Genomic DNA, 24,193 nt, shown 5'->3' on the forward strand with positions numbered 1-24,193 from the left:
CCCGGATGCGGATCGACCTCGTCACCCTCGTCGTCGCCGAGTACGACCCGGCGATCGCCTTCTTCACCGAGATCCTCGGCTTCGAGCTGGTCGAGGACTACCCGTCGCTCACCAACGACGGCCGGCCGAAGCGCTGGGTCGTGGTCCGCCCGCCCGGCGGCGGCACCGGCCTGCTGCTCGCCCGCGCCGACGGGGAGCGGCAGGAGGCCGCCGTCGGCGGTCAGACCGGCGGCCGGGTCGGCTTCTTCCTCCACGTCGACGACTTCGACGCCACCTACCGCCGGATGGTCGACGCCGGCGTCGAGATCGTCCGGCCGCCCCGCACCGAGCCGTACGGCCGGGTCGCCGTCTTCCACGACCTGGCCGGCAACAGCTGGGACCTCCTCGGCCCCGCCTGACCCGGCCCCTCCCCCGGCCCGCCGGGCCGCCTCGTGGTGAGAAGGCGGCCCGGAACAGGGGTCAGGGGGTCAGGCGGTGCAGGTCGCGGGGGAAGGCGGTCACCTCCCGGACGTTGGCGGCCCCGGTGAGGCGGGCGACGAAGCGTTCCAGGCCGATCGCGAAGCCCCCGTGCGGCGGCATCCCGTGCCGGAACGCGTCGAGGTAACCGGCGTACGGCTCGACCGGCTCGCCCCGCTGCGCCAGCGCCGCGAGGTAGTCGGCGTGCCGGTGCAGCCGCTGCCCGCCGGTGACCAGCTCCAGCCCCCGGAAGAGCAGGTCGAAACCGTTGCTGTGGCCCGGCCGGGCCGGGTCCGGGTGGGTGTAGAAGGGCCGCTTGGCCATCGGGTAGCCGGTGACGAAGAGGAAGTCCGACGCGTGCTCGCGCCGCGCCCACTCCCCCAGCGCCCGCTCGTGCGCCGGCGCCAGGTCGGGTTCGTCCGCCGGGGCGCCCGCGATCTTCAGCGCCTCGGTGAAGTGCACGGCCGGGATCTGCGCCGGCACGGCCGGCAGCGTGATCCCCAGCGTCTCCACCGCACCCGCGGCCCGCTCCGCGACGCCGCCCACCATCCCGGCCAGCACGTCGCGCAGCACCCGCATGACGTCCCGGTGATCGGCGATGAAGCCCAGCTCGACGTCGAGCGAGGTGTACTGCGCCAGGTGGCGCACGGTGTCGTGCGGCTCGGCCCGGAACACCGGCCCCACCTCGTACACCCTCTCGAAGACACCCACCATGAGCTGCTTGTAGAACTGCGGCGACTGGGCCAGGTAGGCGGGCCGGCCGAACCAGTCCAGCGCGAACACGTTCGCACCGGACTCGGTGGACGAACTCACCACCTTCGGCGTGTGCACCTCGACGAAGTCCCGCGCGTCCAGCGTCGGTGCGGAAACCGGCCACGGCCGCCGCCGAGACACGCAGCGCCGCCGAGCGCACCGGGTGCCGCAGCGAGGTGGGCGCGTGGTCGAGCTGGGTGGGCAGGTTCGCCGTGAGCGCCGGCCGGTAGAGGTCGAACGGCGGCGGGACCGCGGGCGGGCCGAGCGGACGTACCACCGGGGCGGTCAGCTCGACCCCGGCGGGCGCGACGGCGTTCGCGACCACCGTGGCGGTGACCTCGACGACGGTCTCCTCGGGCAGCGCCTCGACCTCGGCGCGGACGGCCGGGTCGGCCACCACCACCTGCGCCAGGCCGGCGGCGTCCCGGACGATCAGGAAGGCCACCGACTTGAGCAGCCGGCGGCGGTGCACCCAGCCGGCGATCCGGACGGTCTCGCCGACGTGGGCGGGGAGCTGGGCGGAGAGGATGCGTTGCACGTCGTACCTCCTCGTCAATCGCAACGCGATCCCGGGAGGTGCGGGCGAGCGGGTCCTCGCGGTGCCACCACACCTTCGCCCCCGCCTCGGCGGGGGCCTCTCTCGTCGCCCGTGACGTGGGCCAGCCGGCGGGCTCTACTGGGCGCGCCCGCCGCTGCCGCGACGGTCGACGCCGTTCTTCCCGCTGCTCGGGAGGGTCTTCGCGGGCCCGGCGCCAGACCGCCTCTCAGCAACCGGCGGCTCTCTGCACTGGCGGGTCGGGCCGCTACTCGGCTCCGTCGTCGCAGTTGCCGGGGAGCCTAGCACCGGGAACCGGCGAATGTGACGGCGTTTCTCCTCCGGCCGGTGTCCGTCGTCACAAGCCCGGGGACGTGACGCCGGTCGCCCAAGCTACATCGACAGGCACCGTCGGGCGTACGCTCGGTTTCGTGACGATCGAGCACTCCGCGCCGACGACCGGCCAGGCCGCGCGAACCGCGACGCCCGCCCCCGAGGGGCGGCGCCTGCTGCGGATCGAGGCCCGCAACGCCGAGACGCCGATCGAGCGCAAGCCACCGTGGATCAAGGTCACGGCCAAGATGGGGCCGGAGTACACCCAGCTGCGCGGGCTCGTCTCGCGCGAGGGGCTGCACACCGTCTGCCAGGAGGCCGGCTGTCCCAACATCTACGAATGCTGGGAGGACCGCGAGGCCACCTTCCTCATCGGCGGCGACCAGTGCACCCGCCGCTGCGACTTCTGCCAGATCGACACGGGCAAGCCGGCCGAGTTCGACGCGGACGAGCCGCGCCGGGTCGCCGAGTCCGTGGTCTCGATGGGCCTGCGCTACGCCACCGTCACCGGCGTGGCCCGTGACGACCTGCCCGACGGCGGCGCCTGGCTCTACGCCGAGACCGTCCGGCAGATCCACGCGCTCCAGCCCGGCTGCGGTGTCGAGCTGCTGATCCCCGACTTCAACGCGGTGCCCGAGCAGCTCGCCGAGGTCTTCGGAGCCCGGCCCGAGGTGCTGGCACACAACGTCGAGACCGTGCCGCGGATCTTCAAGCGGATCCGGCCGGGCTTCCGCTACGAGCGGTCGCTGGACGTCATCCGGCAGGCCCGCGCCGCCGGCCTGGTCACCAAGAGCAACCTCATCCTGGGGATGGGCGAGGAGCGGGCCGAGATCTCGCAGGCGCTGCGGGACCTGCACGAGGCCGGCTGCGAGCTGATCACCATCACGCAGTACCTGCGCCCCAGCGCCCGCCACCACCCCGTGGAGCGGTGGGTCAAGCCGGAGGAGTTCGTCGAGCTGCGCGAGGAGGCCGAGCAGATCGGCTTCGCCGGGGTGATGAGCGGGCCGCTGGTGCGCTCCTCGTACCGGGCGGGCCGGCTCTACCGGCAGGCCCTCGAGGCCCGCGACGCGCACGTGGTCGCCAGCGCCGGCTGATCCGCCCCGCTGCCCGGTTCACCGGCCGTCAGGTGCCATGATCAGGCCATGACGGCCGGTGTACGCCAGGAGCCCCGCGACACGCGGGGCACGCTGCCGGGCTCCCGGTGGGCTCGACCGGCCGTCGGACTCACCGTGCTGGCGCTGCTGGCCGGGGTCGGCTACCGGCTCGCCCTGCTGGCCTGGGACGCCCCGCCCACGAACAGCGACGAGGCCACCATGGGTCTGGCCGCGCTGCACATCGCGCGCGGGCAGGAGTTCCCCGTGTGGTTCTACGGCCAGGGGTACATGGGGGCGCTGGAGGCGTACCTCGCGGCGCCGGTGCTCGCGCTGACCGGGCCGTCGGTGTTCGGGTTGCGCCTCACCACGCTGGCGCTCTACGCGCTCTTCGTGCTGCTCGCGTGGCGGCTCACCCTGCGCCTCACCGGTGACCGGTGGTTCGCGCTCCTCGTCGTGGCGCTGCTCGCGCTCGGCTCGGACCGGATCGTCAAGAACCAGCTGATCGCCGGTGGCGGCTATCCCGAGATGAACCCGGCCGGGGCGGCGCTCGCCCTGCTCGCGTTCCACCTAGCCGCCGACCGTCCCGGCCGGCGGCTGCCCCGCTGGGCCGCCTGGGGTTTCGTCGCCGGGCTCATGATCTGGGTGGATCCGCTGGTGCTGCCGTACGTCGTCGCCACCGGGGCGGTGCTGGTCGCCTTCCGGTGGCGGGAGCTGCGCGGGTGGGCGGGCGGGCTGCTCGCCGTCGCCGCCGTGGCCGGCGCCGCACCGCTGCTCGGGCACAGCCTGCTCGCCGGCCGCAACCCGCTCGCCGCCGTGCTCGCCGCCGGGGGCGGCGACGTGCCGGCCGGCTGGGCGGAGCGCCTGCACGGCGGGCTGCTGCTCGGGCCCCCGCTGGGCATGGGCTTCTGCTCGCCGGGTCACTGCGCGACCTGGCAGCTCTGGTGGGCGTACGCCCTGCCGGTGCTGCTCGTCGTGGGTGCCGCCAGCGCCTGGCGTACGCTGCGCGCCCCCGCCGGCTCGGCCGCCGACCAGGAGGGGCGGGTCCGGGCCGCGGTGCGGCTCGCGCTCGTCGGGGCCGGGGCCGCGACCCTCGCCGCCTACGTGCTGAGCAGCTCGTCGGGGCGCACCCCGGTGGAGAGTTCCCGCTACCTGTCCTGCCTGCTCATCTCGCTGCCCGCGCTGCTCTGGCCGCTGTGGCGGGCCGCCCGGAACCTGCCGCGGCGACCGGCGCGGGAAGCGGTCGGTGGGCGGCCGGCGGAGCCGGCCCGGCGCACGGTCGGCCTCCTCGCGGCCGCCGTCCTCACCGCGACCTTCGCCAGCAGCGCCTACGCGACGTACCGGGCGGCCGGCACGGCTCCCGCCGCCCGCGCCGCCGAGGCCCGGCACGCCGAGCTGATCACCACGCTGCGTGGCCTGGGCGTCCGGCACGTCTACGGCGGCTACTGGACCTGCAACCGGCTCACCTTCACCAGCGGCGAGGACGTGGTCTGCGCGGTGGTCGACGACCGGCTTCGCCCCGGCTTCGACCGCTACGCCCCGTACCGCCGGGCGGTGGCCGCGTCGGCGGCCCCCGCCTGGGTCGCGCCGACCGGCTCCCCGCTGGCGGCCCGGCTGGACGAGCGGATGAGCGCCGCTGCGGGCAGCCTCGACCTGGTCACGATCGACGGCTACCGCATCTACCTGCCCCGCGCCTGAGCCCGACCCGGCCTGCCCGCGGGGAGAGCGGCTGGCCGGCGGCCCGTCAGCGCGGGTCGGCGAGCAGGTTGAGCCGGTGAGCCAGCGCGGCGGCCTCGACACGGTTCGTGACGTCCAGCTTCGCGATGATCCGGGAGACGTGCACGCTGGCCGTCTTCGGTGAGATGAAGAGCCGCTGGGCGATGCGGCTGTTGCTGTGCCCCTCGGCCACCAGCCGGAGCACCTCCCGTTCCCGCTCGGTGAGCCGGTCCGCGCCCGGCCGCCCGTGGGTCGCGCCGCGGAGGCCGACCCGGCGGGCCAGCGTGGCGGCCTGTTCGGCGAGCGGTGTCGCGCCGAGCCGCCCGGCGATCGCGGCCGCCTCCTGGACGGCCTCGGCCACCTCGTCCCGCTCCCCCGCCGACGCCGCCGCCTCGGCCAGCGACAGCAGCGCCCGCGCGAGCGGATAGGGCTGCCCCCCGATCCGCCACTGCGCGACGGCGGCCCGCCACTCGGCCAGCGGCTCGGCACCGGGCGCGACGGTCGCGCGTACCACGGCGGCGTGCGCCCGCTCCGCCGGGAACCGTACCGGCAGCGTCGCCGCCAGCGCCCCGACGCGAGCCGCGAGCCCGTCGTCGTCGAACCGGCGGGCGGCCCGGGCGAGGACGGTGAGCAGCGGCCAGCCGTACCGGGGGAAGGCGGCGACCGCGTCGTCGGCCAGGGCGGCCTCCGCCGCGCGTCGCGCCTCCGCGGCGTCGTCGGCCGCGAGCGCCGCCTCCAGCCGCAGCTCCTGCAGCGGCAACCGGTGGTGCGGGTGCAGGTAGGGCCGGGTCAGGAAGCTCAGTGCGCGGCCGACCGTCTCGTCCGCGGCGGGGTCCCGCCGGGCGAGCCGCAGCCCCGCCCGGAGCTGGAGCCAGTGCAGCCCCGTGACCCCGGGCGGGTCGATCCGCACCGCCTCCGCGCAGGCCTGCTCGGCCTCCGACCACCGGCCCAGGGCGAGCAGCGCCTCGGCGCGGTTCGACAGCAGGTACGCCCCCGTGGAGCGGCTGATGCCGACCCGGCGCGCGTCGGTCACGCCGTCGGCGGCGGCCTGCGCCGACTCCTCGTACCGGCCCAGCTCGAAGAGCACGTCGGACAGGTAGACCAGCGTGCCGACCAGCGCCGGCACGTTGCCGGTGGCCCGGGCGGCCGCCTCGGCGCGGCGCAGGTCGCCCAGGCCGAGGTCCGGCGAGTCGTCACGGCGGCAGAGCACCACCAGGTGGATCGGCAGCAGTGTCGTGTCGACGCCGGCGGCCTCGGCCGCCGCGAGCACCTCCCTGGCCGTCCGGACGCCGTCCAGCGGATCGATCTTCACGAGCTGGGCGGCGACGTCGGCGACCAGGCGCAGCCGCTCCGGACCGTCCGGCACCCCCGCCGCCAGCCGGTACGCCTCCCGCAGGTCCGCGACCCCGTCGCTCTTGCCGAGCATCGCCATCATCGACGCGCGGCGGTGCAGCAGCCGGGCCGCGCGCAGCGGTTCGGCGGCGCTGTCGACCTCGGCCAGCGCGGCGCGGGCCAGGGTGAGCGCCCGGTGGTAGTCGCCGGCCGTGATCGCCGCGGCCAGCGTCTCCTCCAGCACGGCCAGGTGGTCCATGCCGAGCCGCTCTCTCGCGTCGGGCACCAGCTCCCACAGCTCCAGCACCCGTTCCAGCAGCCGGCTCTGCTCCGCGTACGCGTACCGCTCGGCCGCCGCGCAGGCCGCCGCGCGGGCGCTGACCAGGGCGCGGGGGTGGTCGTGCGCCGCGTACCAGTGGTGGGCGACCTCGGCCGGCGCGCGGCCGGCGGCGACCAGGTGCGGCTGGGCCTCGATGGCGGCGGCGAACCGGGCGTGCAGGCGCGCGTGCTCGCCGGGCAGCAGCTCGTCGTGCACGGCCTCCCGCACGAGCGCGTGCCGGAACTCGTAGTCGCCGTCGGGGTCGGCCACCACGAGCTGGGCCGCGACCGCCGCGCGCAGCGCGTCCTCCAGCTCCGGCTCGGGCAGGCCGGCCACCTCGGCGAGCAGCTGGTGGGCGAAGCGGGTGCCGCCGGCCGCGGCGATCCGCAGCACCCGCTGGGCCGGGTCGGGCAGCCGCTCGACCCGGGCGAGCAGCAGGTCGCGCAGGGTGTCCGGCAACGCCGCGCAGCCGATCGGGTCGCCGGCGGCGGCCAGCTCCTCGATGAAGAACGGGTTGCCCTGGGACCGGTCGTGCACGTCGTCGACGGCGCGACCGGCCGGCTCGACGCCGAGCAGGTCGGCCAGGATCGCCGCGGTGCCGTCCCGGTCGAGACGCCCCAGCTCGATCCGGTCGACACCCCGGGCGCGGTCCAGCTCGGCGAGGAAGGGACGCAGCGGGTGACCGCGTTGCAGCTCGTCGGTGCGGTACGTGCAGACCAGCAGCAGCCGGCCGGGACGGGCCGCCCGCACCAGGAAACCGATCAGGTCCCGGGTCGAGCGGTCGGCCCAGTGCAGGTCCTCGATCATCAGCACCAGCGGCCGCGCCTGCGCGAGCCGGTGGAACAGGTCGGCCACCAGGTCGAAGAGGTAGCCGCGCGGGGCGTCGGACAGCGGGGCCGCCAGCGGGGCGCCGACGACGGACGGCACCCGCGCGAGCTCCGGCAGGAGCCGGGCGAACTCCGCCTCGTACCCGGCGAACGCGTCGACGCCGTCGCGGCGCAGCACCTCGCGCAGGGCGGCGGCGAACGGGGCGAACGGCAGACCGGCCTCGCCGAGTTCCAGGCACTGGCCGATTAACAGCCGGGCCCCGGCCTCGGTGGCCGCCCGGCCGAACTCCTCCAGCAGCCGGGTCTTGCCCACCCCCGCCTCGCCACCGACGAGGACCGTGGTGGGGTCACCCGCGCCGGCCCGGCCCAGTGCGTCCCGGAGGGTCGCGAGCTCGGGCTGGCGACCGACGAGGACGGTGCTGGCGGCGCGTGCGGTCACGGCACCGAGCATGCCACGCGCCGCGCCGGTGCCGGCCCCACCGGTCGGCCGGTGCTCGGACGCCGGGCCGGGGGCGGGGCCCGGCCGGCGGTCCCGCGCCGCGCCACCATTGGCCGGAGCGGGCGCCGCCACCGGGACGGGCGTCGCCGCCGGGGCAGCGGGAACGGCGGTCACCAGCGGGCGTCGACGGTACGGCCGGCCCGGCGCCGGAGGCCCCGCCACCCGCGTACGCCTCGGCGCGGCAGCGACCGGGCGAACCGGTCGGCGGCCGCCTCGGCACGCAGTTCGGCGGCGTGGGTGCGGTGAAGGGAGAGGAGGAACTCTGCGTCGGTGCCGAACATGTCGGGCTCCTGTCGTGCGGTTCTGGCCATCTGCTGACGTCGACTCTCCGCGCGAAGGTGCCCCCGGGGCATGGGCACGGCGCCCGATCTTCGGCCGCCACCCCCTCCTTACCCGGCCCGCCCGGCCGGCCCGGGCGGCGTAAGGTACTCAGCCAGCCCGGCCCGCGGATCAACGGAACCGGCGGTGACCACTAGACTCTGCGACATGGCAAAGCCCCAGGAGAAGGTCTCGTTCGGCCAGCGGCTGAAGCAGATCGGGATGGTGTTCCAGTTCACCGCCAAGCAGGACCGGTGGTTCGCGCCGCTGGTCGCCGGCGCCGTGCTGATCCCGCTCGCGCTCACCGTGGTCGCGGTGATCCTCTGGGGCTGGATCTGGCTGCCGCTGGGCATCCTGTTCACGCTGCTCGCGGTGCTGATCGTGCTCAACCTGCGCTCCAACAAGGCGATGATGAACGCCGCCGAGGGGCAGCCGGGCGCGGCGGCCCAGATCATCGAGAGCATGCGCGGCGACTGGCGCGTCACGCCCGCCGTCAGCTCCACCACGCAGATGGACATGGTCCACCTGGTCATCGGCCGGCCGGGCGTGATCCTGCTGGCCGAGGGCAACCCGCAGCGGATCCGCGGCCTGCTCGGCCAGGAGAAGCGCCGGCTGGCCAAGGTGATCGGCACCGCGCCGCTGCACGACTACGTGATCGGCCAGGGCGAGGGCGAGCTGCCGGTCCGCAAGCTGCGGATGACGCTGATGCGGCTGCCCCGCGCCCTGAGCGGCAAGGACGTCAACGCGCTGGACAAGCGGCTCAAGGCGCTCAGCGCCCGTCCGCAGATGCCGAAGGGCGCGATCCCGAAGAACATGCGGCCGCCGCGCGGCGCGTTCCGGCAGACGCGGGGCCGCTGACCCGAGCCGTACGCCACGAAGAGCCGGGCCCGCGCGGGCCCGGCTCTTCGTCGCTGCGCCCGCCGCCTGACGGGTGGCGGTTCAGGCCGCGGTGATGACGGAGTTCGCGGCGCGGTCGTGCACGCCGCGGCGGTTCGCGTCCATGATCAGGGCAGGCACGACCAGGGCGAGGAGCAGGCCGCGCACGAGGCCCCGGAGCACTCCGATCCGGCCGCCGTCGCTCCAGGACAGGCAGCGGACGCGGGTGATGTACATGCCGGGGGTCTGGGCGAAGAGGCCGAGGAAGACGGCGTACAGGAGAACCAGCACGAGCACGGGGGCCCAGCCGTCGCGGACCGGGTCGGCGAAGATCCTCGACGCCAGGAGGCAGAGCACCCAGTCGATGACCAGGGCGCCGAACCGCCGGCCCAGGCTGGGCGGGGTGAAGGAGGGGTCGGAGGCGGGCGGCAGCGGGTGCTGGTCACGCGGGTTGGTCACAGCGGTCAAGGGTATCCAGGGGCACCGCGGCACCGGGACGCAGCACCGCTCTCTGGACGCGAATTCGGGCCAATGACCATATCCGTCACTAGAATGACCCAGACCGGCGCCGTGAGCAGCCGGGCCCAGCGCGGAAGACCAGCGTCGATGACGCTCCGCTAGGGACGTAACACGGCAGAAACACTCAAGACATGGCCGAGCAACCGCCCGGCCATAGCGTCGCCAGGAGCCTAGCCAACGAGTGGACGTGCCAGGAGGACGTGTGTTCGCCAACCCCGAGGAACTTCTGCGCTACCTCAAGAACGAGGACGTGAAGTTCGTCGACGTACGGTTCTGTGACCTGCCCGGCGTGATGCAGCACTTCAACCTGCCGGTCGAGTCCGTCGACGACGACATCTTCACCGAAGGCCTCGCGTTCGACGGCTCGTCGATCCGCGGCTTCCAGGCGATCCACGAGTCGGACATGCTCCTGCTCCCCGACGTCGCCACCGCCTTCATCGACCCGTTCCGCGCGCAGAAGACTCTCGCGCTGAACTTCTTCATCCACGACCCGTTCACGCGCGAGCCCTACACCCGCGACCCGCGCAACGTGGCGAAGAAGGCCGAGGCGTACCTGGAGGCCAGCGGTATCGCCGACACCGCGTACTTCGGCCCCGAGGCGGAGTTCTACATCTTCGACTCGATCCGCCACGAGACCTCCCCGCACCAGGCGTTCTACTACATCGACTCGATCGAGGGCGCGTGGAACACCGGCCGCGAGGAGGAGGGCGGCAACCGCGGTTACAAGACCGCGTACAAGGGTGGCTACTTCCCGGTGCCGCCGGTCGACCACTACGCCGACCTGCGTGACAAGATCGTGCGCCGGCTGGTCGACGCCGGTTTCAGCGTCGAGCGTTCGCACCACGAGGTGGGCACCGCCGGCCAGGCCGAGATCAACTACAGGTTCTCGACCCTGCTGCACGCCGGTGACCAGCTCCAGCTCTTCAAGTACATCGTGAAGAACGAGGCCTGGGCGAACGGCAAGACCGCCACCTTCATGCCGAAGCCGCTCTTCGGCGACAACGGCTCCGGCATGCACACCCACCAGAGCCTCTGGCTGAACGGCGAGCCGCTGTTCTACGACGAGACCGGCTACGCCGGCCTGTCCGACACCGCCCGCTGGTACATCGGCGGCCTGCTGCACCACGCGCCGTCGCTGCTGGCCTTCACCAACCCGACGGTCAACTCGTACCGCCGGCTGGTGCCGGGCTTCGAGGCCCCGGTCAACCTGGTCTACTCGCAGCGCAACCGCTCCGCGTGCACCCGCATCCCGGTGACCGGCAGCAACCCGAAGGCGAAGCGGGTCGAGTTCCGCGTGCCGGACCCGTCGGCCAACGTCTACCTGGCCTTCTCGGCGATGCTGATGGCCGGCCTGGACGGCATCAAGAACAAGATCGAGCCGCCAGCCCCGATCGACAAGGACCTGTACGACCTGCCGCCGGAAGAGTGGGGCGACGTCAAGCAGGTGCCGGGCTCGCTGCCGGCGGTGCTCGACCGGCTGGAGGGCGACCACGACTACCTGCTGGAGGGCGGCGTGTTCACGCCGGACCTGATCTCGACGTGGATCGAGTGGAAGCGGGCCAACGAGGTCGACCCGATCCGTCTGCGTCCGACCCCGCACGAGTTCGCGCTCTACTTCGACTGCTGAGTCACTCCGTTCGTCCCGGCCGGGCCGGTTCCGTTCCCGCGGAACCGGCCCGGTTCGTCGTGTGTAACGGGCAGCGGTATATCTTCGTGTCCGATATATTGGGACGGTGGACACACCGCTGCGCGAACCCACCTTCCTGATCCTCACCGCCCTGGCCGCCGGGCCCCTGCACGGCTACGGCCTGATCCGCGAGGTCGACGCCCTCTCCGAGGGCCGCGTCTCGCTGCGCCCCGGCACCCTCTACGGCGCGCTCGACCGGCTCGTCGACGCGGGCCTGGTCGGCGTCGACCGGGAGGAGGTGGTGGACGGCCGGCTGCGCCGCTACTACCGCCTCACCCCCGACGGCGAGGCCACGCTGAGTGCCGAGACCGAGCGGTTGCGCCGCAACGTCGAGGCGGCCACCACCCGACTGCGGTCCCGGGCCGCTCGCACCAGCACGCCCCGCCTCGCGGGAGGGGCGGCATGAGTGACCTGGAGCGCCGCTACCTGCGCCTGCTGCGGGCGTACCCCGCCGACTACCGGCGCTCCCGCGGCGCCGAGATCGTCGGGACGTACCTCGACCTCGCCGACCCGGGCCGCCGCTGGCCGTCCGCCGCGGACGCCGCGGACCTGATCCGCGGCGGCCTGCGCCAGCGGCTGCGGGCCGCCGGCGCCGCCGACCTGGTTCCGGGCGTACGCCTCGCCGCCGTGCTCGCCTTCCTCACCGCCAGCGCCCTCGCGGCGGCCTGGTCGGTGCTGGAGCTGCGCCCGCCGTCGGCCGAGTGGGGCGTGCCGACCGCCGGGCCGTTCGTGTCGCTCGGCATCGTCGTGTGGGCCGCCTGGCTGCTCACCGCGCTCGCGCACCTCGCCGCACCGGCCCGCTGGGCGCGGCGCGGCATCGCCCTCGCCACGCTGCTCACCCTCGCGGTCGTGCCGGCCGCCGCGCTCGCGGGCCTGCCGCGTCCGCCCCTGTTCGTGCTGCTGCCCCAGGTCGCGTTGGGGCTGGTGGCGCTCGGCCTGCCGGACCGGCTGCCCGCCACACTGCGTGCGCTGCCCCTGGTCGCCGTCGTCGCCGCCGGGGCGGCACAGCTCAACCTCCAACCCCCGGTCGACTTCGTCACGACGTCCTACCAGTGGGTCGCGAGCCAGGTCCTGCCCTGGGCCGCGGCGGCGGTGATCGCCGTGGTGGTGCTGGTCGGGGGCGGCCTGAGGCTGCGCGCGGACCACCGGGGCGGCTGGGCCCTGCTGGTCCTGCTCACGCCGATCGGCCTGCTCGCCCTGCACATCCTGGCCGGCGCGGCCGACGGCCTCCTGAACGGCGCCCCCCGCCCCACCTGGGCCGCGTACGCCGGGACCGCCGTCGTGGTGGGCCTGGTCGGTCCGGCGCTGCTCCCGCTGACGCTCGCGCTACGCCGACGCACAGCCCGCCCGTCGGCCCCAGCCTCCACCCCCTGCCCCACCTGCGGCACCCCGCGCTGACCCGCCGTCCCCACCCCCTCCTCCCCCGCTTGCACCGCGTCGATCGAGAGGTTCGCGGCGTTCCCGATCTCCCATACCGCCGCCAACCTGTCGATCAACGAGGTGACGGGGGGCGGGGGCGGAGGCGGGGGGTCAGGGCCGGGAGGGTCAGCAGGATCAGGAGCAGGGCGGTCACGGCGATCGCGCCGGGGGCCTTGGTGAAGCGGGCCAGGTTGGTGCCGTCCGGCAGGGTGAGGAACGAGACGACCGCGCAGGGCAGCACGACCCAGGTGGTCCGCGCCCCGAGGCGGGGTGTCCGCTCGCCCGGACCGACGGCGGTGACGGCCAGCAACGCCAGCGGCCAGGTGGCGTACCAGGGGTGGAACACCGGGGCGAGCACCACGGTGGCGGTGAGCGCCAGCGCCGCCGCCCGCAGCGTCACGCGCGGGCGGGCCGCGGCCAGCCGGAGCATCCGCCGCCGCGCGTCGCCCAGCCGCCGCAGCGCCGTCCAGGCCCGCCACCAGAGCGCCACCAGCAGCGCGGCGAGCAGCAGCAACGCCACCGCCCGCGCCACGCCGACGGCGTCCGGAGACCGACCGGCGAGCGCACCGACGTAGTCGACGACGAAGCCGACGGCGGTCGGCGGGGACGTCCACTGCGCGGAGTCCCCGCTGCGGCTCAGCCCGCCCACCCAGCCCAGCCCGAGACCCGACGCCAGGGAGCCGCCCAGCAGCGCGGCGAGCACCCCGCCGGCCAGCAGGCCGCCGTCGCGCAGCAACGCCCGCACGGTGTAGCGGCCCCGCACCGCCGCCAGCGCCGCGTACGGGAGCACCACCACCGCGGTGGCCTTCACCGCGACCGCCAGCCCCAGCAGCACGCCGGCGACCAGCAGCGCGCGGGGCCGACCCGGGAGCCGCACCAGCACCAGCAGGCCGAGCAGGAGCAGCCCCACCATCATGGCGTCGTTGTGCGCGCCGGCCAGCAGGTGCACCCCGACCAGCGGGCAGGCCAGCAGCAGCCACGCGGCGCGGCGAGTCGGCACCCCGGCGGCCCGGGCCAGGCCCGGCAGGCAGAGCGCGGCCAGCAGCACCCCGGCCAACGCGAAGAGCCGCAGCAGCACGATCGTGCCGGTCAACCCACCGCCCAGCACCACCGCCACGGCGGCGACCAGCACGAAGAGCGGGCCGTACGGTGCCGGGGTGTCCCGCCAGATCGGCGCGACACTGTCCAGCCACGGGCAGCCCGCCTCGGCCACCCCGACGGCGTACGGGTCGACGCCGTGCGCGTACGCCCAGCCCTGGCAGGCGTACGAGTAGACGTCGCGGCTGCCCAGCGGCGCGGTGACCAGCAGCGGCAGCGCCCAGAGCCCGGCCGTGCGGTACGCCCACCCGGTGGACGGGGCGCCCCGGCGCAGCGACCACCAGGCGCCGACCAGCAGCGCCGTCCCGACGAGCCACGCGCCGAGGATCAGCGGCCCGTGCCTGCCCTGCCAGATGCTCACCGGTGTGACGCCCGGCCGCACGGTCGGCAACGCCCCGCCCAGGTACCCGGCGACGGCGAGCAGCACCGACCCGGCGAGTCCGGCGTACCGGGCACGGGCCGGGAGCGGCCCGGTGGGGGGCGACGGGGTGCCGGCTGCGGTCACCGGCGTGCCCTCCCTACTCGACGGCGACCGGCCGGCGGGCCGCCCGAGCCGAACGTATCAAGCGGACCGCCACCACGATCACCAACAGCGTCATCAGCGGCGCCCCGACGGTCTTGGTGTAGCGGGGCAGGCCCGTGCCGTCCGGGAGCACCAGGAACGCCGAAGCGATCGCGACCGCCGTGAACCAGCCGGTGCGGTGCCGGGAGGTGGCCGCGAGCACGGCCAGCGGCCACGTCCAGTACCAGGGATGGAACAGCGGAGCGAGCGCGACCGTGGCGGTGAGCGCCAGCGCCGCGTGCCAGAGGGGGTCGCGGGTGCGGGCCCGGAACCAGAGCCAGATCAGCAGGACCGCCAGCACCGCCATCCCGATGCCCCGGGTGAGCGGCAGCGGGTCGCCGTGCCAGCCGAACGGGAGCGCCAGGTAGCCGACCGTCTGCCCGACCGCGGTGGGCGGCGACGTCCAGGCCACCACCAGGCCGCCCTGTTCGAGGCCGCTGATCCAGCCGAAGTCGAGGCCGGCGGCGAAGGTCGCGCCCACCACGGTCGCGAGCGCGCCCCCGACGACCCAGCCGCCGTCGCGCACCAACGCGCGGATCGAGTAGCCGCCCGCGATCGCGGCCAACGCCGCGAACGGCACCACGACCAGGGCTGTCGCCTTGACCCCACCGGCCAGCCCGAGGAGCACCCCGCCGGCGAGCAGCGGGCCGGGGCGGCCCGGCCGGGCGGCCACCACGGCCAGCCCGGCGACGAGCAGCCCCACCATGAGGGCGTCGTTGTGCGCGCCGGAGATCAGGTGCACCCCGATCACCGGGCCGCCCAGCGCCAGCCAGACCGCCCGGCCGGCCGGCACGCCGCAGCGGCGGGCCAGCACCGGCAGGCAGGTGGCGGCCAGCGCCACACCGGCCACCGCGAGCAGCCGGAACAGCGCGATGCTGCCGACCAGCGAACCGGTCACCTTGACGATCGCCCCGGCGAGCATCACGAAGAGCGGCCCGTACGGGGCGGGAGTGTCCCGCCAGATGTAGGAGATGCTGTCCAGCCAGGGGCAGGGCAGCGTGGAGACACCCTGCTCGTACGGGTTGATCCCGGCGGCGTAGCTGGCGCCCTGGCAGGCGTACGCGTACACGTCCCGGCTGCCCAGCGGTGGCGTGACCAGCATCGGCAGCAGCCAGAGCCCGACGGTGAGCAGCGCCCACCGGGTCGACGGCACCCGGTCGCGCAGCGACCACCACGCGTACGCCAGCACCCCGGTCCCGACCGCCCAGCCGATGACGATCAGCGGCCCGTACGGGCCCTGCCAGATGCTGAGCGGGGTGGGGCGCAGGTCGCCGTGGGGCATCGCGCCGCCGAGGTAGGCGACGACGGCGAGCAGCGCCGAACCGGCCAGACCGATCCAGCGCGCGAGGTGGGAAGGCACCCGGTCATGCTGCCAGGACCCGGTCGGGCCACCCCGGGTGGGCCGTCCACGACTACGAACAGTGACCGTCGGGTGACAGGCTGCTGGTGAGCGTGTACGGGCCGGCGGTTCGCACGCGGACGGTGGTCCAGTCGTCCGGGCCGGGTGCCAGGCACCCGTCGGCGCCCTCCAGCGACAGCCAGCGGGACCAGCGCACCCGGACCAGCACGTCGGCCGGGGTGTCGACGGTGAACCGGACCCCGGCCGGGGTGGAGCCGGCGAGCGCGGCCGGCGGGGAGACCAGCGGCGTCGGGTCGAGCACCTCGTAGAGCCGCCACCGCCCCGGCCGGGCCACCTCCCGCAGGAACGGCTGGCCGGCGAGCACGAGCGCCGCCTCGTCCCGCGCGTACCGGTCGGGGGCCTCGTCCGGGGCGACGGCCACCAGGCCGACCGCGTTGCGGCGCAGCCAGTCGCGGTACTCGGCCGCGTCGAGGCGGGAGCCGTAGAAGAGCGGGTTGCGCGCCACGTCCACCTGCCGCTCCCAGCCCCGGGCCAGCGGCACGGCCGCCGCGACGTACGCGCTCTCCCAGTGGTCGCGCAGCGGCACCACCTCGACCCGCCCGACCGGCGCCCGCCGGGCGATCTCGTCGAGCAGCGGCCGGTGGAAGGCCGCGTACGCGGGCGCGGAGCCCATCCGCGTCACGTCGCCGGTCACCACCGGCGACTGCCACCAGAGCAGGGCGGCGAGCAGGGCGGCCAGGGCGCGCGCGCCGAACGGCGCGAAGGCCGCGACGACGGGGAGCGCGAAGAGCATCGGCAGGCGGAGCGCGTTCGAGCCGACGGGACTCGGCACGTGGTAGGCCCCGACGAGCAGCAGCGCGGCCAGCACCGCCCCGACCCGCAGCACCCGCACCGGCACCAGCGCGAGGACCACCACGGCCAGGGCCACGTTGATCCGCATGGACTCGGCGGTGAACGGCTGCCGGCCGCCGTTGCCGAACAGCAGCGCCATCGGCGCCACCGCCACCAGCGGGGCGAGGCAGAGCACCAGGCTCTCCGCGCGCACCCGCCGCGGGGACCGGCCCCGCCAGGCCTCGGTGACCAGCAGCGCTCCCCCGGCCAGACCGAGGAAGAGGCCCGCGACCGGGCTGCCCCAGGTGGTTAGCGCCGCCAGCACCGCGCCCAGCACCAGGCGCGCCCCCCGTGGCGGGCGGGACGCGTGGACGGCGGCGAGGGCGAGCAGCCCGAACATCAGGCCGACGGCGAAGGTGATCCGCCCGCTGGCCAGGTTGCCCACCAGCACGACCGCCCCGAGCACCGCGCCGAGCAGCGGCCGGCGGGCGCCGCCGCGCCGCAGCAGCCGGGCCAGCACCACCGCCGACACCACCGCCGCCACGGCGCCGACCAGGCGTACGCCGACCGCCGCGCCGAGCAGCTGGGTGAAGAGGCTGTAACCGAACTGGTTGTCCCCGCCGTACCAGGAGAGGTCGACCGGGAGGAGGCCGTGGTCGGCCGCGAAGCCGGCCCGCGCCACCTGCGCCGACAGGTCGGTGCCCATCGGCGGGGCGAGCAGGAACGCGGCGGCCAGCACCAGCGACACGAGCAGCGCGGCGAGCGGGGTGCGCCGGGGCTCAGCCGTCCAGGACCCGCTCCATCGCCGCCCGCGAGCGGCGGGTGGTGCGGAGGTAGTCGTCGAGGAACTGGCCCGGGTCGTCGGCACCGAGCAGTCGTACCACGCCGGCCAGCTCCACGCCGTGCCGGGGCAGCTGGTCACCGGCCCGGCCACGCACCAGCATCAGCGCGTTGCGCACCTGCGCGGCGAGCGTCCAGCCGGCCGCCATGGCGGCCGCGTCCGCCGCGTCGACCAGGCCGGCGTCCCGGGCGGCGGCGAGCGCGTCGAGGGTACGCGTGCCGCGTACCGCGGGCACGGCGCCACCGTGGCGCAGCTGGAGGAGCTGCACGGCCCACTCGACGTCGGCGAGCCCGCCCCGGCCCAGCTTCGTGTGGGTGGCCGGGTCGGCGCCCCGCGGCAGCCGCTCGTGCTCCACCCGCGCCTTGATCCGGCGGATCTCGACGACCTGCTCCCGGGTCAGCCCGTCGGCCGGGTACCGGACCGGGTCGACCAGCGCCTCGAACTCGGCACCCAGGTCGGCGTCGCCGCAGACGAACCGGGCCCGCAGCAGCGCCTGCGCCTCCCACACCCGCGACCAGCGGGCGTAGTACTGCGCGTACGCGGCGAGGCTGCGCACCAGCGGGCCCTGCCGCCCCTCGGGGCGCAGGTCGGCGTCGACACCGAGCGGCGGATCCGGTGCGGGCATGCCGAGCAGCCGGCGCAGCTCCTCGGCGACCGCGTGCGCGGCGGCGCTGGCCGCGCTCTCGTCGCCGCCGGGCGGCGGGTCGTAGACGAAGAGCACGTCGGCGTCGGAGAGGTAGTTCGACTCGTACCCGCCGAGGCGGCCCATGCCGATCACCGCGAAGCGCAGCCCGGGCGGGGTCGGCTGGGCGGCGCGGGCGGCGCGCAGCGCGGCGGCCAGGGTGGCGTCGGTGACGTCGGCCAGCGCCGTGCCCACCGCCGTGACGTCGGTCAGCCCGGGGACGCGGCGGCCGGTGCCGTCGGGACCGGGCACCGTGGGGGCGAGCGACCCGGCCCGGCAGAGCACGTCGGCGCAGGCGATGCGGACCAGCTCGCGGCGGCGCAGGGCGCGGATCGCCCGGGTCGCCTCGACCGGGTCGGCGTGCCGGGCGGCCGCCGCGACGAAGCCCTCGTGCAGCACCTCCCGGGGCCGGGGCGCCAGCTCCTGCTCCTCGGCCAGCAGGCGCAGCGCCTCCGGCTCGCGGGCCAGCAGGTCGGCCGCGTACCGGGAGGTGGAGAGCACGCGGGCCAGCCGGCGGGCCACCGGCCCCGAATCCCGCAGCAGGCGCAGATACCAGGGGGTGCTGCCGAGCTTGTCGGAGACCTGCCGGTAGTTCAGCAGACCTCGGTCCGGCTCCGGAGCGTCGGCGAACTCGCTGAGCAGCACCGGCAGGAGGGTGCGCTGGATGGCCGCCGTGCGGCTCACCCCGCCGGTGAGCGCCTGGAGGTGACGCAGCGCCCCGGCCGGGTCGGCGAAGCCGAGGATCTCCAGGCGGTGCCGGGCCGCCTCCGGGGTGAGCCGCAGACCGTCGGCGGGCACCCGGGCGACCGCCTCCAGCAGCGGCCGGTAGAGCAGCTTGGCGTGCAGCCGGCGTACCTCGGAGGCGTGGGTGACCCACTCGGCGCGGAACGCCTCGACGGCGCTGCGCCCCGGCGCGGCCGTGTAGCCGAGCGCGGCGGCGAGCCAGCGCAGGGCGGCCGGGTCGGTCGGTACGGTGTGGGTGCGGCGCAGGCCTTGGAGCTGGAGCCGGTGCTCGACACCGCGCAGGAAGCGGTAGCCGCGCAGCAGCGCCTCGCCGTCGGCGCGGCCCACGTAGCCGCCGGCGACCAGCGCCCGCAGCGCGGGGATGGTGCCCGGCACGCGCAGCGACTCGTCACCCCGGCCGTGCACGAGCTGCAGCAGCTGGACGGCGAACTCGATGTCGCGCAGGCCGCCCGGCCCCCGCTTGATCTCGCGCTCCAGCTCCTTCGGCGGGATGTTGTCGATGATCTTCCGCCGCATGGCCCGGACGTCCTCGACGGCCTCGGGCCGCTCGGCCGCCCGCCACACCAGCGGGCCGAGCTGGTCGATCCACTCCCGGCCGAGCGCCAGGTCCCCGGCGGCCGGGCGGGCCTTCAGCAGCGCCTGGAACTCCCACGTGCGGGCCCAGCGCCGGTAGTAGGCGAGGTGGCTGGCGAGCGTACGCACCAGCGGCCCGCGGTTGCCCTCCGGGCGCAGCGCGGCGTCCACCGGCCAGGCCACCAGCCCGCAGACGTGGATGAGCCGGGTGGCGATCGTGGTGGCCGCCGTGAGGTCGTCGTCGGTGGCGGCGACGAAGATGACGTCGACGTCGGAGACGTAGTTCAGCTCGTCCCCACCGCACTTGCCCATCGCCACCACGGCGAGCCGCGGCGGCTCGGTGCCCTCCGGCAGCTCCCCCACCGCGATGTCGTACGCCGCCCGCAACGTGTCGTCGGCCAGCGCGGAGAGCGCCGCCATCGTCTGTTCGAGCCCCCGGCCGCCGGTCAGGTCCGCCGCCGCGATCCGCAGCAGCGCCAGCCGGTACGCCTGCCGCAGGGCGGCGACCGGGTTGCCGTCGCCGAGCCGCCCCAGCCGCCCGTCCGCCGTCGGGGCGAGCCCGTCCGGCGCGGTCCGCAGCACCGTCCACTGGTCGGGGTTGGCCACCAGGTGGTCGCCGAGCGCCGAGGAGGCACCCAGCACGGCGACCAGTCTCCGGCGCAGCCCCGCGTCGGCGTACAGCTCGCCGAGCACGGCCGAGCCGGCGCCGATGCCGCCCTCGGGCGGCCGGGCGGTGTCACCGGCGGCGCGGCGCTCGCCCTCCACGAGGCGGTGCAGTTGCCGCAGCGCCAGATCGGGGTCGGCCGCCCGGGAGAGCGCGGCGAGCAGCTCGCCCGCCGCCTCGTCGACCGGCTCCTGGCCGTCGGGCCGCCACAGGCCGAGCCCCTCCGGGCCGAGCAGGTCGGCCGCCCGGGCGCCGCCGTCGCCCTGCGCGGTCCCGAAGCCGTACCGGGCGAGGCGGCCGGGGGCGCTGCTCGGCCGGCCCATCAGTGCCCGAGGAGCGGAAGGCCGGGGCGGATGCGGCTGTCGTCCAGCTCGCCGAGGGCCAGCGCCGCGAAGCGCGCCGCGAACGGCTGCCAGACCTCCTCGATGTCGGCCATCACCGCGGCGCAGGCGGCCACCACCAGCTCCGGGTCGTAACCCAGCTCGGCCAGCTCCGTCGAGTCGGTGGCCCAGTCGGCGATCATCGCGGTGTCGCACTCGATGTGGAACTGCAACCCCCAGGCCCGGTCGCCGAGCCGGAACGCCTGGTGCGGGTAGCGGGTCGAGGCGGCGAGCAGGGTCGCGCCGTGCGGCAGCTCGGTGATCTCGTCGGAGTGCCACTGGAGCACGTCCGGGATGAGCGGCACGTAGCGGAAGAGCGGGTCCTGCTCGGCGGCGTCCCGCCGGCCCACGACGGCGGGCCCGATCTCCGGCCCGGACGGGCTGCGCTCGACCTGGCCGGCGTGCGCGGCGGCGAGCAGCTGCGCGCCGAGGCAGATGGCCAGCGTCGGCACCCGGTGCCGCACGGCCTTGCGCAGCAGGCCCTCCAACGCGGGAAACCAGGGGGCGCCGGGCGCGCCGTCCGGCAGCGGGTACGCCTGCTGCGGCCCGCCGAGCACCACCAGGGCGACGTACCCCTCCAGGTCGGCGGGGAGCTCGTCGCCGGCGTACGGGCGCACCACCCAGAGGTCCAGGCCGGCCTCGGTCAGCCACTCCCCGAGCCGGCGCAGATCGTCGGACCGGTCGTTCTCGATCACCAACGCGGTTGCCACGACGTCGAGGCTATCGGGTGCCCCGCCGAACCCCGAACTCCCTCGCGGCCGCCGCGCTCCCGCTGGGACGGTGGCGGTCCGGCTCCGCCCGAGGCGGGATAGGCTCTGCCGCTGTGACCAGCGCCAGCACCGTCCTCCGCCCGCCCGTGCTGCGCCCCGGCGACACGGTGATGCTGGTCTCGCCGTCCGGCCCGACCCGGCCCGAGCGGGTGGCCCGGGGCATCGAGCTGCTGACCGGCTGGGGGCTGCGCCCGGTGGTGGCGCCGCACGCGTACGCCCGCGAGGGCTACCTGGCCGGCGCGGACGAGCTACGGGCGGCGGACCTCAACGCGGCGTTCGCCGACCCGCGGGTGCGCGGCGTGATCTGCACGCGCGGCGGCTACGGCGCGCAGCGGGTGGTGGACGCCGTCGACATGGCCGCCGTACGGCGGGACCCGAAGGTGGTGGCCGGCTTCTCCGACATCACCGCGTTGCAGCTCGCCCTGTGGCGCGGCGCGCGGCTGGCCGGCGTGCACGGTCCCGGCGCGGCGTGGACGGACGAGCGGACCCCGCTGCGCTCCGCCGAGTCGCTGCACGCGGCGCTGATGACCACCGAGCCGGTGACCGTGGCCGCGGCGCCGGAGGAGGAGACGTACGCCGTCCGCGTGCCCGGCCGCGCCACCGGTCCGCTGCTCGGCGGCAACCTCTGCCTGATCGCCGCGTCGGTGGGCACCCCGGACATGCCCGACCTGACCGGGGCGGTGCTGCTGATCGAGGACGTGCAGGAGCCGCCGTACAAGGTCGACCGGATGCTCACCCAGCTGCGCCGGTCCGGCGCGCTCGACGCCCTGGCGGGGGTCGCGGTGGGCCAGTTCACCGACTGCGCGGACGGCTGGCCGGTGACCGTCGCCGACGTGCTCGCCGAGCGCCTCGGCGATCTCGGCGTGCCGGTGCTCGGCGGCCTGCCGATCGGGCACGGCGTCGGTCAGCTCACCGTGCCGGTCGGCACCGACGCGACCCTCGACACCGCGTCGGGCACCCTGACCGTCGCCCCCGCCGTGCGCTGACGCGCCTCACGGGCGCGCCAGGTGGGCGACGCGGCCCGGTTCGAGGGCGGCCCAGACGCCGCCGTCGGGGGCCAGCGTGAGGCCGTGCGGTTCCGAGTGCGGCGTCGGCAGGTCGTACGACTCGATCCGGCCGTCGGCGTCGACGTGCCCGATCCGGTTGCCGCCCCACTCGGTGTACCAGGCGCCGCCGTCGGCGTCGCCGACGATCGCGTGCGGCCGGGCGGCCGGATCCGGCAGCGCGTACTCCCGGACCCGCCCGTCGGTGTCGATGCGGCCGACCTGGCCGGCGGCGATCTCCACGAACCAGAGCGGGCCGTCGGCGCTCGCGGTGATGCCGACCGGGCCGGCGTCGCGGGTCGGCAGCGGGTGGACGGTGACGGCGCCGTCGACGCCGACCCGGGCGATCGCGTTCGCCTGGTTGAGGGTGCACCAGACCGCCTCGTCGGGCCCGGCGGCCAGCATCGACGGGAACGCGCCGGTCACCGGCAGCGGTACGGTGTCCACCGCGCCGTCGGGGGTGACCCGGCCGACGGTGTCGGAGTTCATCCCGGCGAACCACAGCGCGCCGTCCGGCCCGGTGGTGATGCCGCAGGGCCCGGTGCCCGCCGGCAACGCCACCTCGCTCAGGTCGCCGTCGGTGCTGATGCGGCCGATCCGGTCGTCGCCGGAGCGGGTGAACCACAGCGCGCCGTCCGGCCCGGACGTGATGATCAGTGGGCGGCTGCCCGGTGCGTCCAGCGACCAGGTGCGGGCCTCGCCGTCCGCCCCGAGGCGGGCGATGCCGCCCGCGTGGACCAGCGTCAGCCAGAGCGCGCCGTCCGGGCCGGTGGTGATGCCGTACGGTCCGGCGCCCGGCTCGCCCACCGGGATCTCCCGGATCAGGGTGTCTCCCACGATGCTCGCTCCTCTCGTGCCGCGGTCGGCGCTCCGGGCGGGCGCGGGTGCCGCCCGGCCGACGGCCAACCCTGCCCGCGGTCCGGCACCGCCGCAACCCGTTTGTCCGGTCCGGGTGCGGGATTCCCAGCTGGCTGACAGCCTCGCCACGGGTCCCGCCAAGCCGGCCTGGTCACCGTCGGTGAGGTCATCGCACCACCGACGAGCTGGAGGATCCATGTCCCGCAGCATCAGAAGGAAGCACCTGCTGGCCGGTCTGGCCACGGCGGGCGTACTCGGCGTGGGGATCGCGGCGCCCACCATGGCGTTCGCCGCGGACAGCACTCCGACGCCGACCGCCGCCGCCACCGCCGACGGTGAGCAGCAGCAGAAGAAGGCCGACCGCCAGTCGGAGTTCGCCGAGCAGCTCGCCAAGGAGCTGGGCGTCTCCACCGACAAGGTGACTGCCGCCCTCGAGAAGCTGCGCGAGCAGCACAAGGCCGACCGCCCGCAGCGGCCGTCGGCCGAGGACCGGCAGGCGCGCCTGAAGGAGCGGCTGGACCAGGCGGTCAAGGACGGCAAGCTCACCCAGGAGCAGGCCGACGCGATCACGAAGGCGGTCGAGGCCGGCGTCTTTCCGGGGGGCCCGGAGGGCCGCGGCGGCCACCACGGTGGCTGGGGGCACGGCCGCCAGGGCGACTGACCCGGCGGCACGCCGGTGTGGCGGTGTCCCGGTGACCGGGACACCGCCACCTCGGCAGTCGGTGCGGGTCAGCCCGCCTGCGCGGGTGGCGTGAAGACGCCGAGGCGGTTGCCCGACGGGTCGACCAGGTGCGCGAGGGTGAGCCCGGTCGGCGTGGTGCGGGGCGGCACCAGCACCTTCCCGCCCGCGGCCTCGGCCCGCCGGCAGGTCTCCGCGACGTCCGCCACCTGGGCGTAGAAGATCGCGTAGCTCGGCGAGGTCCCGTCGGTGCCGCGGATCGCGCCGCCGATCCCCGCACCGGCACCCCCCTCGGTCGTCCGGTACGACGCTCCCCCGGTGCCCTCCTCCGTGAAGCTCCAGCCGAACAGCTCCCCGTAGAACCGCTGCGCCTCGTCGGGTCGCTCGGTGCCGATCTCGAACCAGGTGACGGCGTTGCTGACGGTCAT

At 75.7% G+C, this 24,193-nt stretch carries 19 protein-coding genes and 1 pseudogene; 9 read left to right on the forward strand and 11 right to left on the reverse strand.

Going from position 1 to position 24,193, the window contains the following annotated elements; genetic code table 11:
- Nucleotides 1-5 precede the first annotated feature (5 nt).
- Nucleotides 6-398: a VOC family protein gene (locus SM573_RS20505; protein WP_474616818.1), complete on the forward strand. Its 393-nt coding sequence runs from the start codon at nucleotides 6-8 to the stop codon at nucleotides 396-398.
- A 61-nt stretch (nucleotides 399-459) separates the two neighbouring features.
- On the opposite strand, the pseudogene aspS reads toward SM573_RS20505, so the two are convergent.
- Nucleotides 460-1,747 (reverse strand): annotated as a pseudogene (gene aspS / locus SM573_RS20510) (aspartate--tRNA(Asn) ligase).
- A 428-nt stretch (nucleotides 1,748-2,175) separates the two neighbouring features.
- Here aspS and lipA point away from each other — a divergent pair.
- Both lipA and SM573_RS20520 read left to right on the forward strand, forming a co-directional pair.
- The gene (lipA, locus tag SM573_RS20515; protein ID WP_474613074.1) at nucleotides 2,176-3,171 is read left to right on the forward strand and encodes a lipoyl synthase; all 996 of its coding nucleotides are present in this window, start codon (nucleotides 2,176-2,178) and stop codon (nucleotides 3,169-3,171) included.
- A gap of 48 nt (nucleotides 3,172-3,219) precedes the next feature.
- Complete coding sequence (locus SM573_RS20520; protein ID WP_474616819.1) at nucleotides 3,220-4,866, forward strand: hypothetical protein; 1,647 nt, start codon at nucleotides 3,220-3,222, stop codon at nucleotides 4,864-4,866.
- Between the two features lie 46 nt (nucleotides 4,867-4,912).
- Here SM573_RS20520 and SM573_RS20525 read toward each other — a convergent pair whose 3' ends face one another.
- Together SM573_RS20525 and SM573_RS20530 are read right to left on the reverse strand one after the other, a co-directional pair.
- Entirely contained in the window at nucleotides 4,913-7,801 is a 2,889-nt protein-coding gene (locus tag SM573_RS20525; protein WP_474616820.1) for a helix-turn-helix transcriptional regulator, read from the reverse strand.
- 170 nt (nucleotides 7,802-7,971) lie between these two features.
- Nucleotides 7,972-8,142 carry a hypothetical protein gene (locus tag SM573_RS20530; RefSeq protein ID WP_474616821.1) on the reverse strand — a complete coding sequence of 57 codons (171 nt, stop codon included), beginning with the start codon at nucleotides 8,140-8,142 and terminating at the stop codon, nucleotides 7,972-7,974.
- A gap of 205 nt (nucleotides 8,143-8,347) precedes the next feature.
- Here SM573_RS20530 and SM573_RS20535 point away from each other — a divergent pair, with 205 nt between their 5' ends.
- Nucleotides 8,348-9,037 carry a DUF4191 domain-containing protein gene (locus tag SM573_RS20535; protein ID WP_474613070.1) on the forward strand — a complete coding sequence of 230 codons (690 nt, stop codon included), beginning with the start codon at nucleotides 8,348-8,350 and terminating at the stop codon, nucleotides 9,035-9,037.
- Between the two features lie 81 nt (nucleotides 9,038-9,118).
- On the opposite strand, the gene SM573_RS20540 is transcribed toward SM573_RS20535, so the two are convergent.
- Nucleotides 9,119-9,514 (reverse strand): RDD family protein, encoded by a 396-nt coding sequence (locus tag SM573_RS20540; protein WP_474613069.1) that lies wholly within the window; start codon nucleotides 9,512-9,514, stop codon nucleotides 9,119-9,121.
- A gap of 262 nt (nucleotides 9,515-9,776) precedes the next feature.
- Here SM573_RS20540 and glnA point away from each other — a divergent pair, with 262 nt between their 5' ends.
- From glnA to SM573_RS20555, 3 genes are all read left to right on the forward strand, one after another.
- Nucleotides 9,777-11,201 (forward strand): type I glutamate--ammonia ligase, encoded by a 1,425-nt coding sequence (gene glnA / locus SM573_RS20545; protein ID WP_474613275.1) that lies wholly within the window; start codon nucleotides 9,777-9,779, stop codon nucleotides 11,199-11,201.
- Between the two features lie 106 nt (nucleotides 11,202-11,307).
- On the forward strand, nucleotides 11,308-11,667 hold the full coding sequence (locus SM573_RS20550) for a PadR family transcriptional regulator (RefSeq protein ID WP_474613068.1): 360 nt from the start codon (nucleotides 11,308-11,310) through the stop codon (nucleotides 11,665-11,667).
- Entirely contained in the window at nucleotides 11,664-12,659 is a 996-nt protein-coding gene (locus SM573_RS20555; RefSeq protein WP_474616822.1) for a serine/threonine-protein kinase, read from the forward strand. Before SM573_RS20550 ends, SM573_RS20555 begins: the two co-directional genes overlap by 4 nt.
- 94 nt (nucleotides 12,660-12,753) lie before the next feature.
- On the opposite strand, the gene mptB (SM573_RS20560) is transcribed toward SM573_RS20555, so the two are convergent.
- From mptB (SM573_RS20560) to SM573_RS20580, 5 genes are read right to left on the reverse strand one after another with little or no spacing between them, the layout of a single operon-like run.
- Nucleotides 12,754-14,283, reverse strand: a complete 1,530-nt coding sequence (mptB, locus tag SM573_RS20560) for a polyprenol phosphomannose-dependent alpha 1,6 mannosyltransferase MptB (protein WP_474616823.1) — start codon at nucleotides 14,281-14,283, stop codon at nucleotides 12,754-12,756.
- 13 nt (nucleotides 14,284-14,296) lie between these two features.
- Complete coding sequence (mptB, locus tag SM573_RS20565; RefSeq protein ID WP_474613065.1) at nucleotides 14,297-15,700, reverse strand: polyprenol phosphomannose-dependent alpha 1,6 mannosyltransferase MptB; 1,404 nt, start codon at nucleotides 15,698-15,700, stop codon at nucleotides 14,297-14,299.
- 52 nt (nucleotides 15,701-15,752) lie between these two features.
- The gene (locus tag SM573_RS20570) at nucleotides 15,753-17,399 is read right to left on the reverse strand and encodes a hypothetical protein (protein ID WP_474616824.1); all 1,647 of its coding nucleotides are present in this window, start codon (nucleotides 17,397-17,399) and stop codon (nucleotides 15,753-15,755) included.
- Nucleotides 17,311-20,358 carry a bifunctional [glutamine synthetase] adenylyltransferase/[glutamine synthetase]-adenylyl-L-tyrosine phosphorylase gene (locus SM573_RS20575; RefSeq protein WP_474613063.1) on the reverse strand — a complete coding sequence of 1,016 codons (3,048 nt, stop codon included), beginning with the start codon at nucleotides 20,356-20,358 and terminating at the stop codon, nucleotides 17,311-17,313. The genes SM573_RS20570 and SM573_RS20575 overlap by 89 nt, the downstream gene beginning before the upstream one ends.
- Nucleotides 20,358-21,125: a type 1 glutamine amidotransferase gene (locus SM573_RS20580; protein WP_474613062.1), complete on the reverse strand. Its 768-nt coding sequence runs from the start codon at nucleotides 21,123-21,125 to the stop codon at nucleotides 20,358-20,360. The genes SM573_RS20575 and SM573_RS20580 overlap by 1 nt, the downstream gene beginning before the upstream one ends.
- Nucleotides 21,126-21,295: 170 nt before the next feature.
- Here SM573_RS20580 and SM573_RS20585 point away from each other — a divergent pair, with 170 nt between their 5' ends.
- Complete coding sequence (locus SM573_RS20585; RefSeq protein WP_474613274.1) at nucleotides 21,296-22,171, forward strand: S66 peptidase family protein; 876 nt, start codon at nucleotides 21,296-21,298, stop codon at nucleotides 22,169-22,171.
- A 6-nt stretch (nucleotides 22,172-22,177) separates the two neighbouring features.
- On the opposite strand, the gene SM573_RS20590 is transcribed toward SM573_RS20585, so the two are convergent.
- Nucleotides 22,178-23,065: a Vgb family protein gene (locus SM573_RS20590; protein WP_474616825.1), complete on the reverse strand. Its 888-nt coding sequence runs from the start codon at nucleotides 23,063-23,065 to the stop codon at nucleotides 22,178-22,180.
- Nucleotides 23,066-23,282: 217 nt separating this feature from the next.
- Here SM573_RS20590 and SM573_RS20595 point away from each other — a divergent pair, with 217 nt between their 5' ends.
- Nucleotides 23,283-23,747, forward strand: a complete 465-nt coding sequence (locus SM573_RS20595) for a hypothetical protein (RefSeq protein ID WP_474616826.1) — start codon at nucleotides 23,283-23,285, stop codon at nucleotides 23,745-23,747.
- Between the two features lie 68 nt (nucleotides 23,748-23,815).
- Here SM573_RS20595 and SM573_RS20600 read toward each other — a convergent pair whose 3' ends face one another.
- Entirely contained in the window at nucleotides 23,816-24,193 is a 378-nt protein-coding gene (locus SM573_RS20600; RefSeq protein WP_474613059.1) for a VOC family protein, read from the reverse strand.

Source organism: Micromonospora xinjiangensis (assembly GCF_056150165.1).

Bases quoted from the DNA above. Each gene is read 5' to 3' on its own strand.
- SM573_RS20585 (WP_474613274.1), top strand. From the start codon at position 21,296: ATGCTGGTCTCGCCGTCCGGCCCGACCCGGCCCGAGCGGGTGGCCCGG.
- SM573_RS20555 (WP_474616822.1), top strand. From the start codon at position 11,664: ATGAGTGACCTGGAGCGCCGCTACCTGCGCCTGCTGCGGGCGTACCCC.
- SM573_RS20520 (WP_474616819.1), top strand. From the start codon at position 3,220: ATGACGGCCGGTGTACGCCAGGAGCCCCGCGACACGCGGGGCACGCTG.
- SM573_RS20600 (WP_474613059.1), bottom strand. From the start codon at position 24,193: ATGACCGTCAGCAACGCCGTCACCTGGTTCGAGATCGGCACCGAGCGA.
- SM573_RS20505 (WP_474616818.1), top strand. From the start codon at position 6: ATGCGGATCGACCTCGTCACCCTCGTCGTCGCCGAGTACGACCCGGCG.
- SM573_RS20530 (WP_474616821.1), bottom strand. From the start codon at position 8,142: ATGTTCGGCACCGACGCAGAGTTCCTCCTCTCCCTTCACCGCACCCAC.
- SM573_RS20575 (WP_474613063.1), bottom strand. From the start codon at position 20,358: ATGGGCCGGCCGAGCAGCGCCCCCGGCCGCCTCGCCCGGTACGGCTTC.
- SM573_RS20535 (WP_474613070.1), top strand. From the start codon at position 8,348: ATGGCAAAGCCCCAGGAGAAGGTCTCGTTCGGCCAGCGGCTGAAGCAG.
- SM573_RS20595 (WP_474616826.1), top strand. From the start codon at position 23,283: ATGTCCCGCAGCATCAGAAGGAAGCACCTGCTGGCCGGTCTGGCCACG.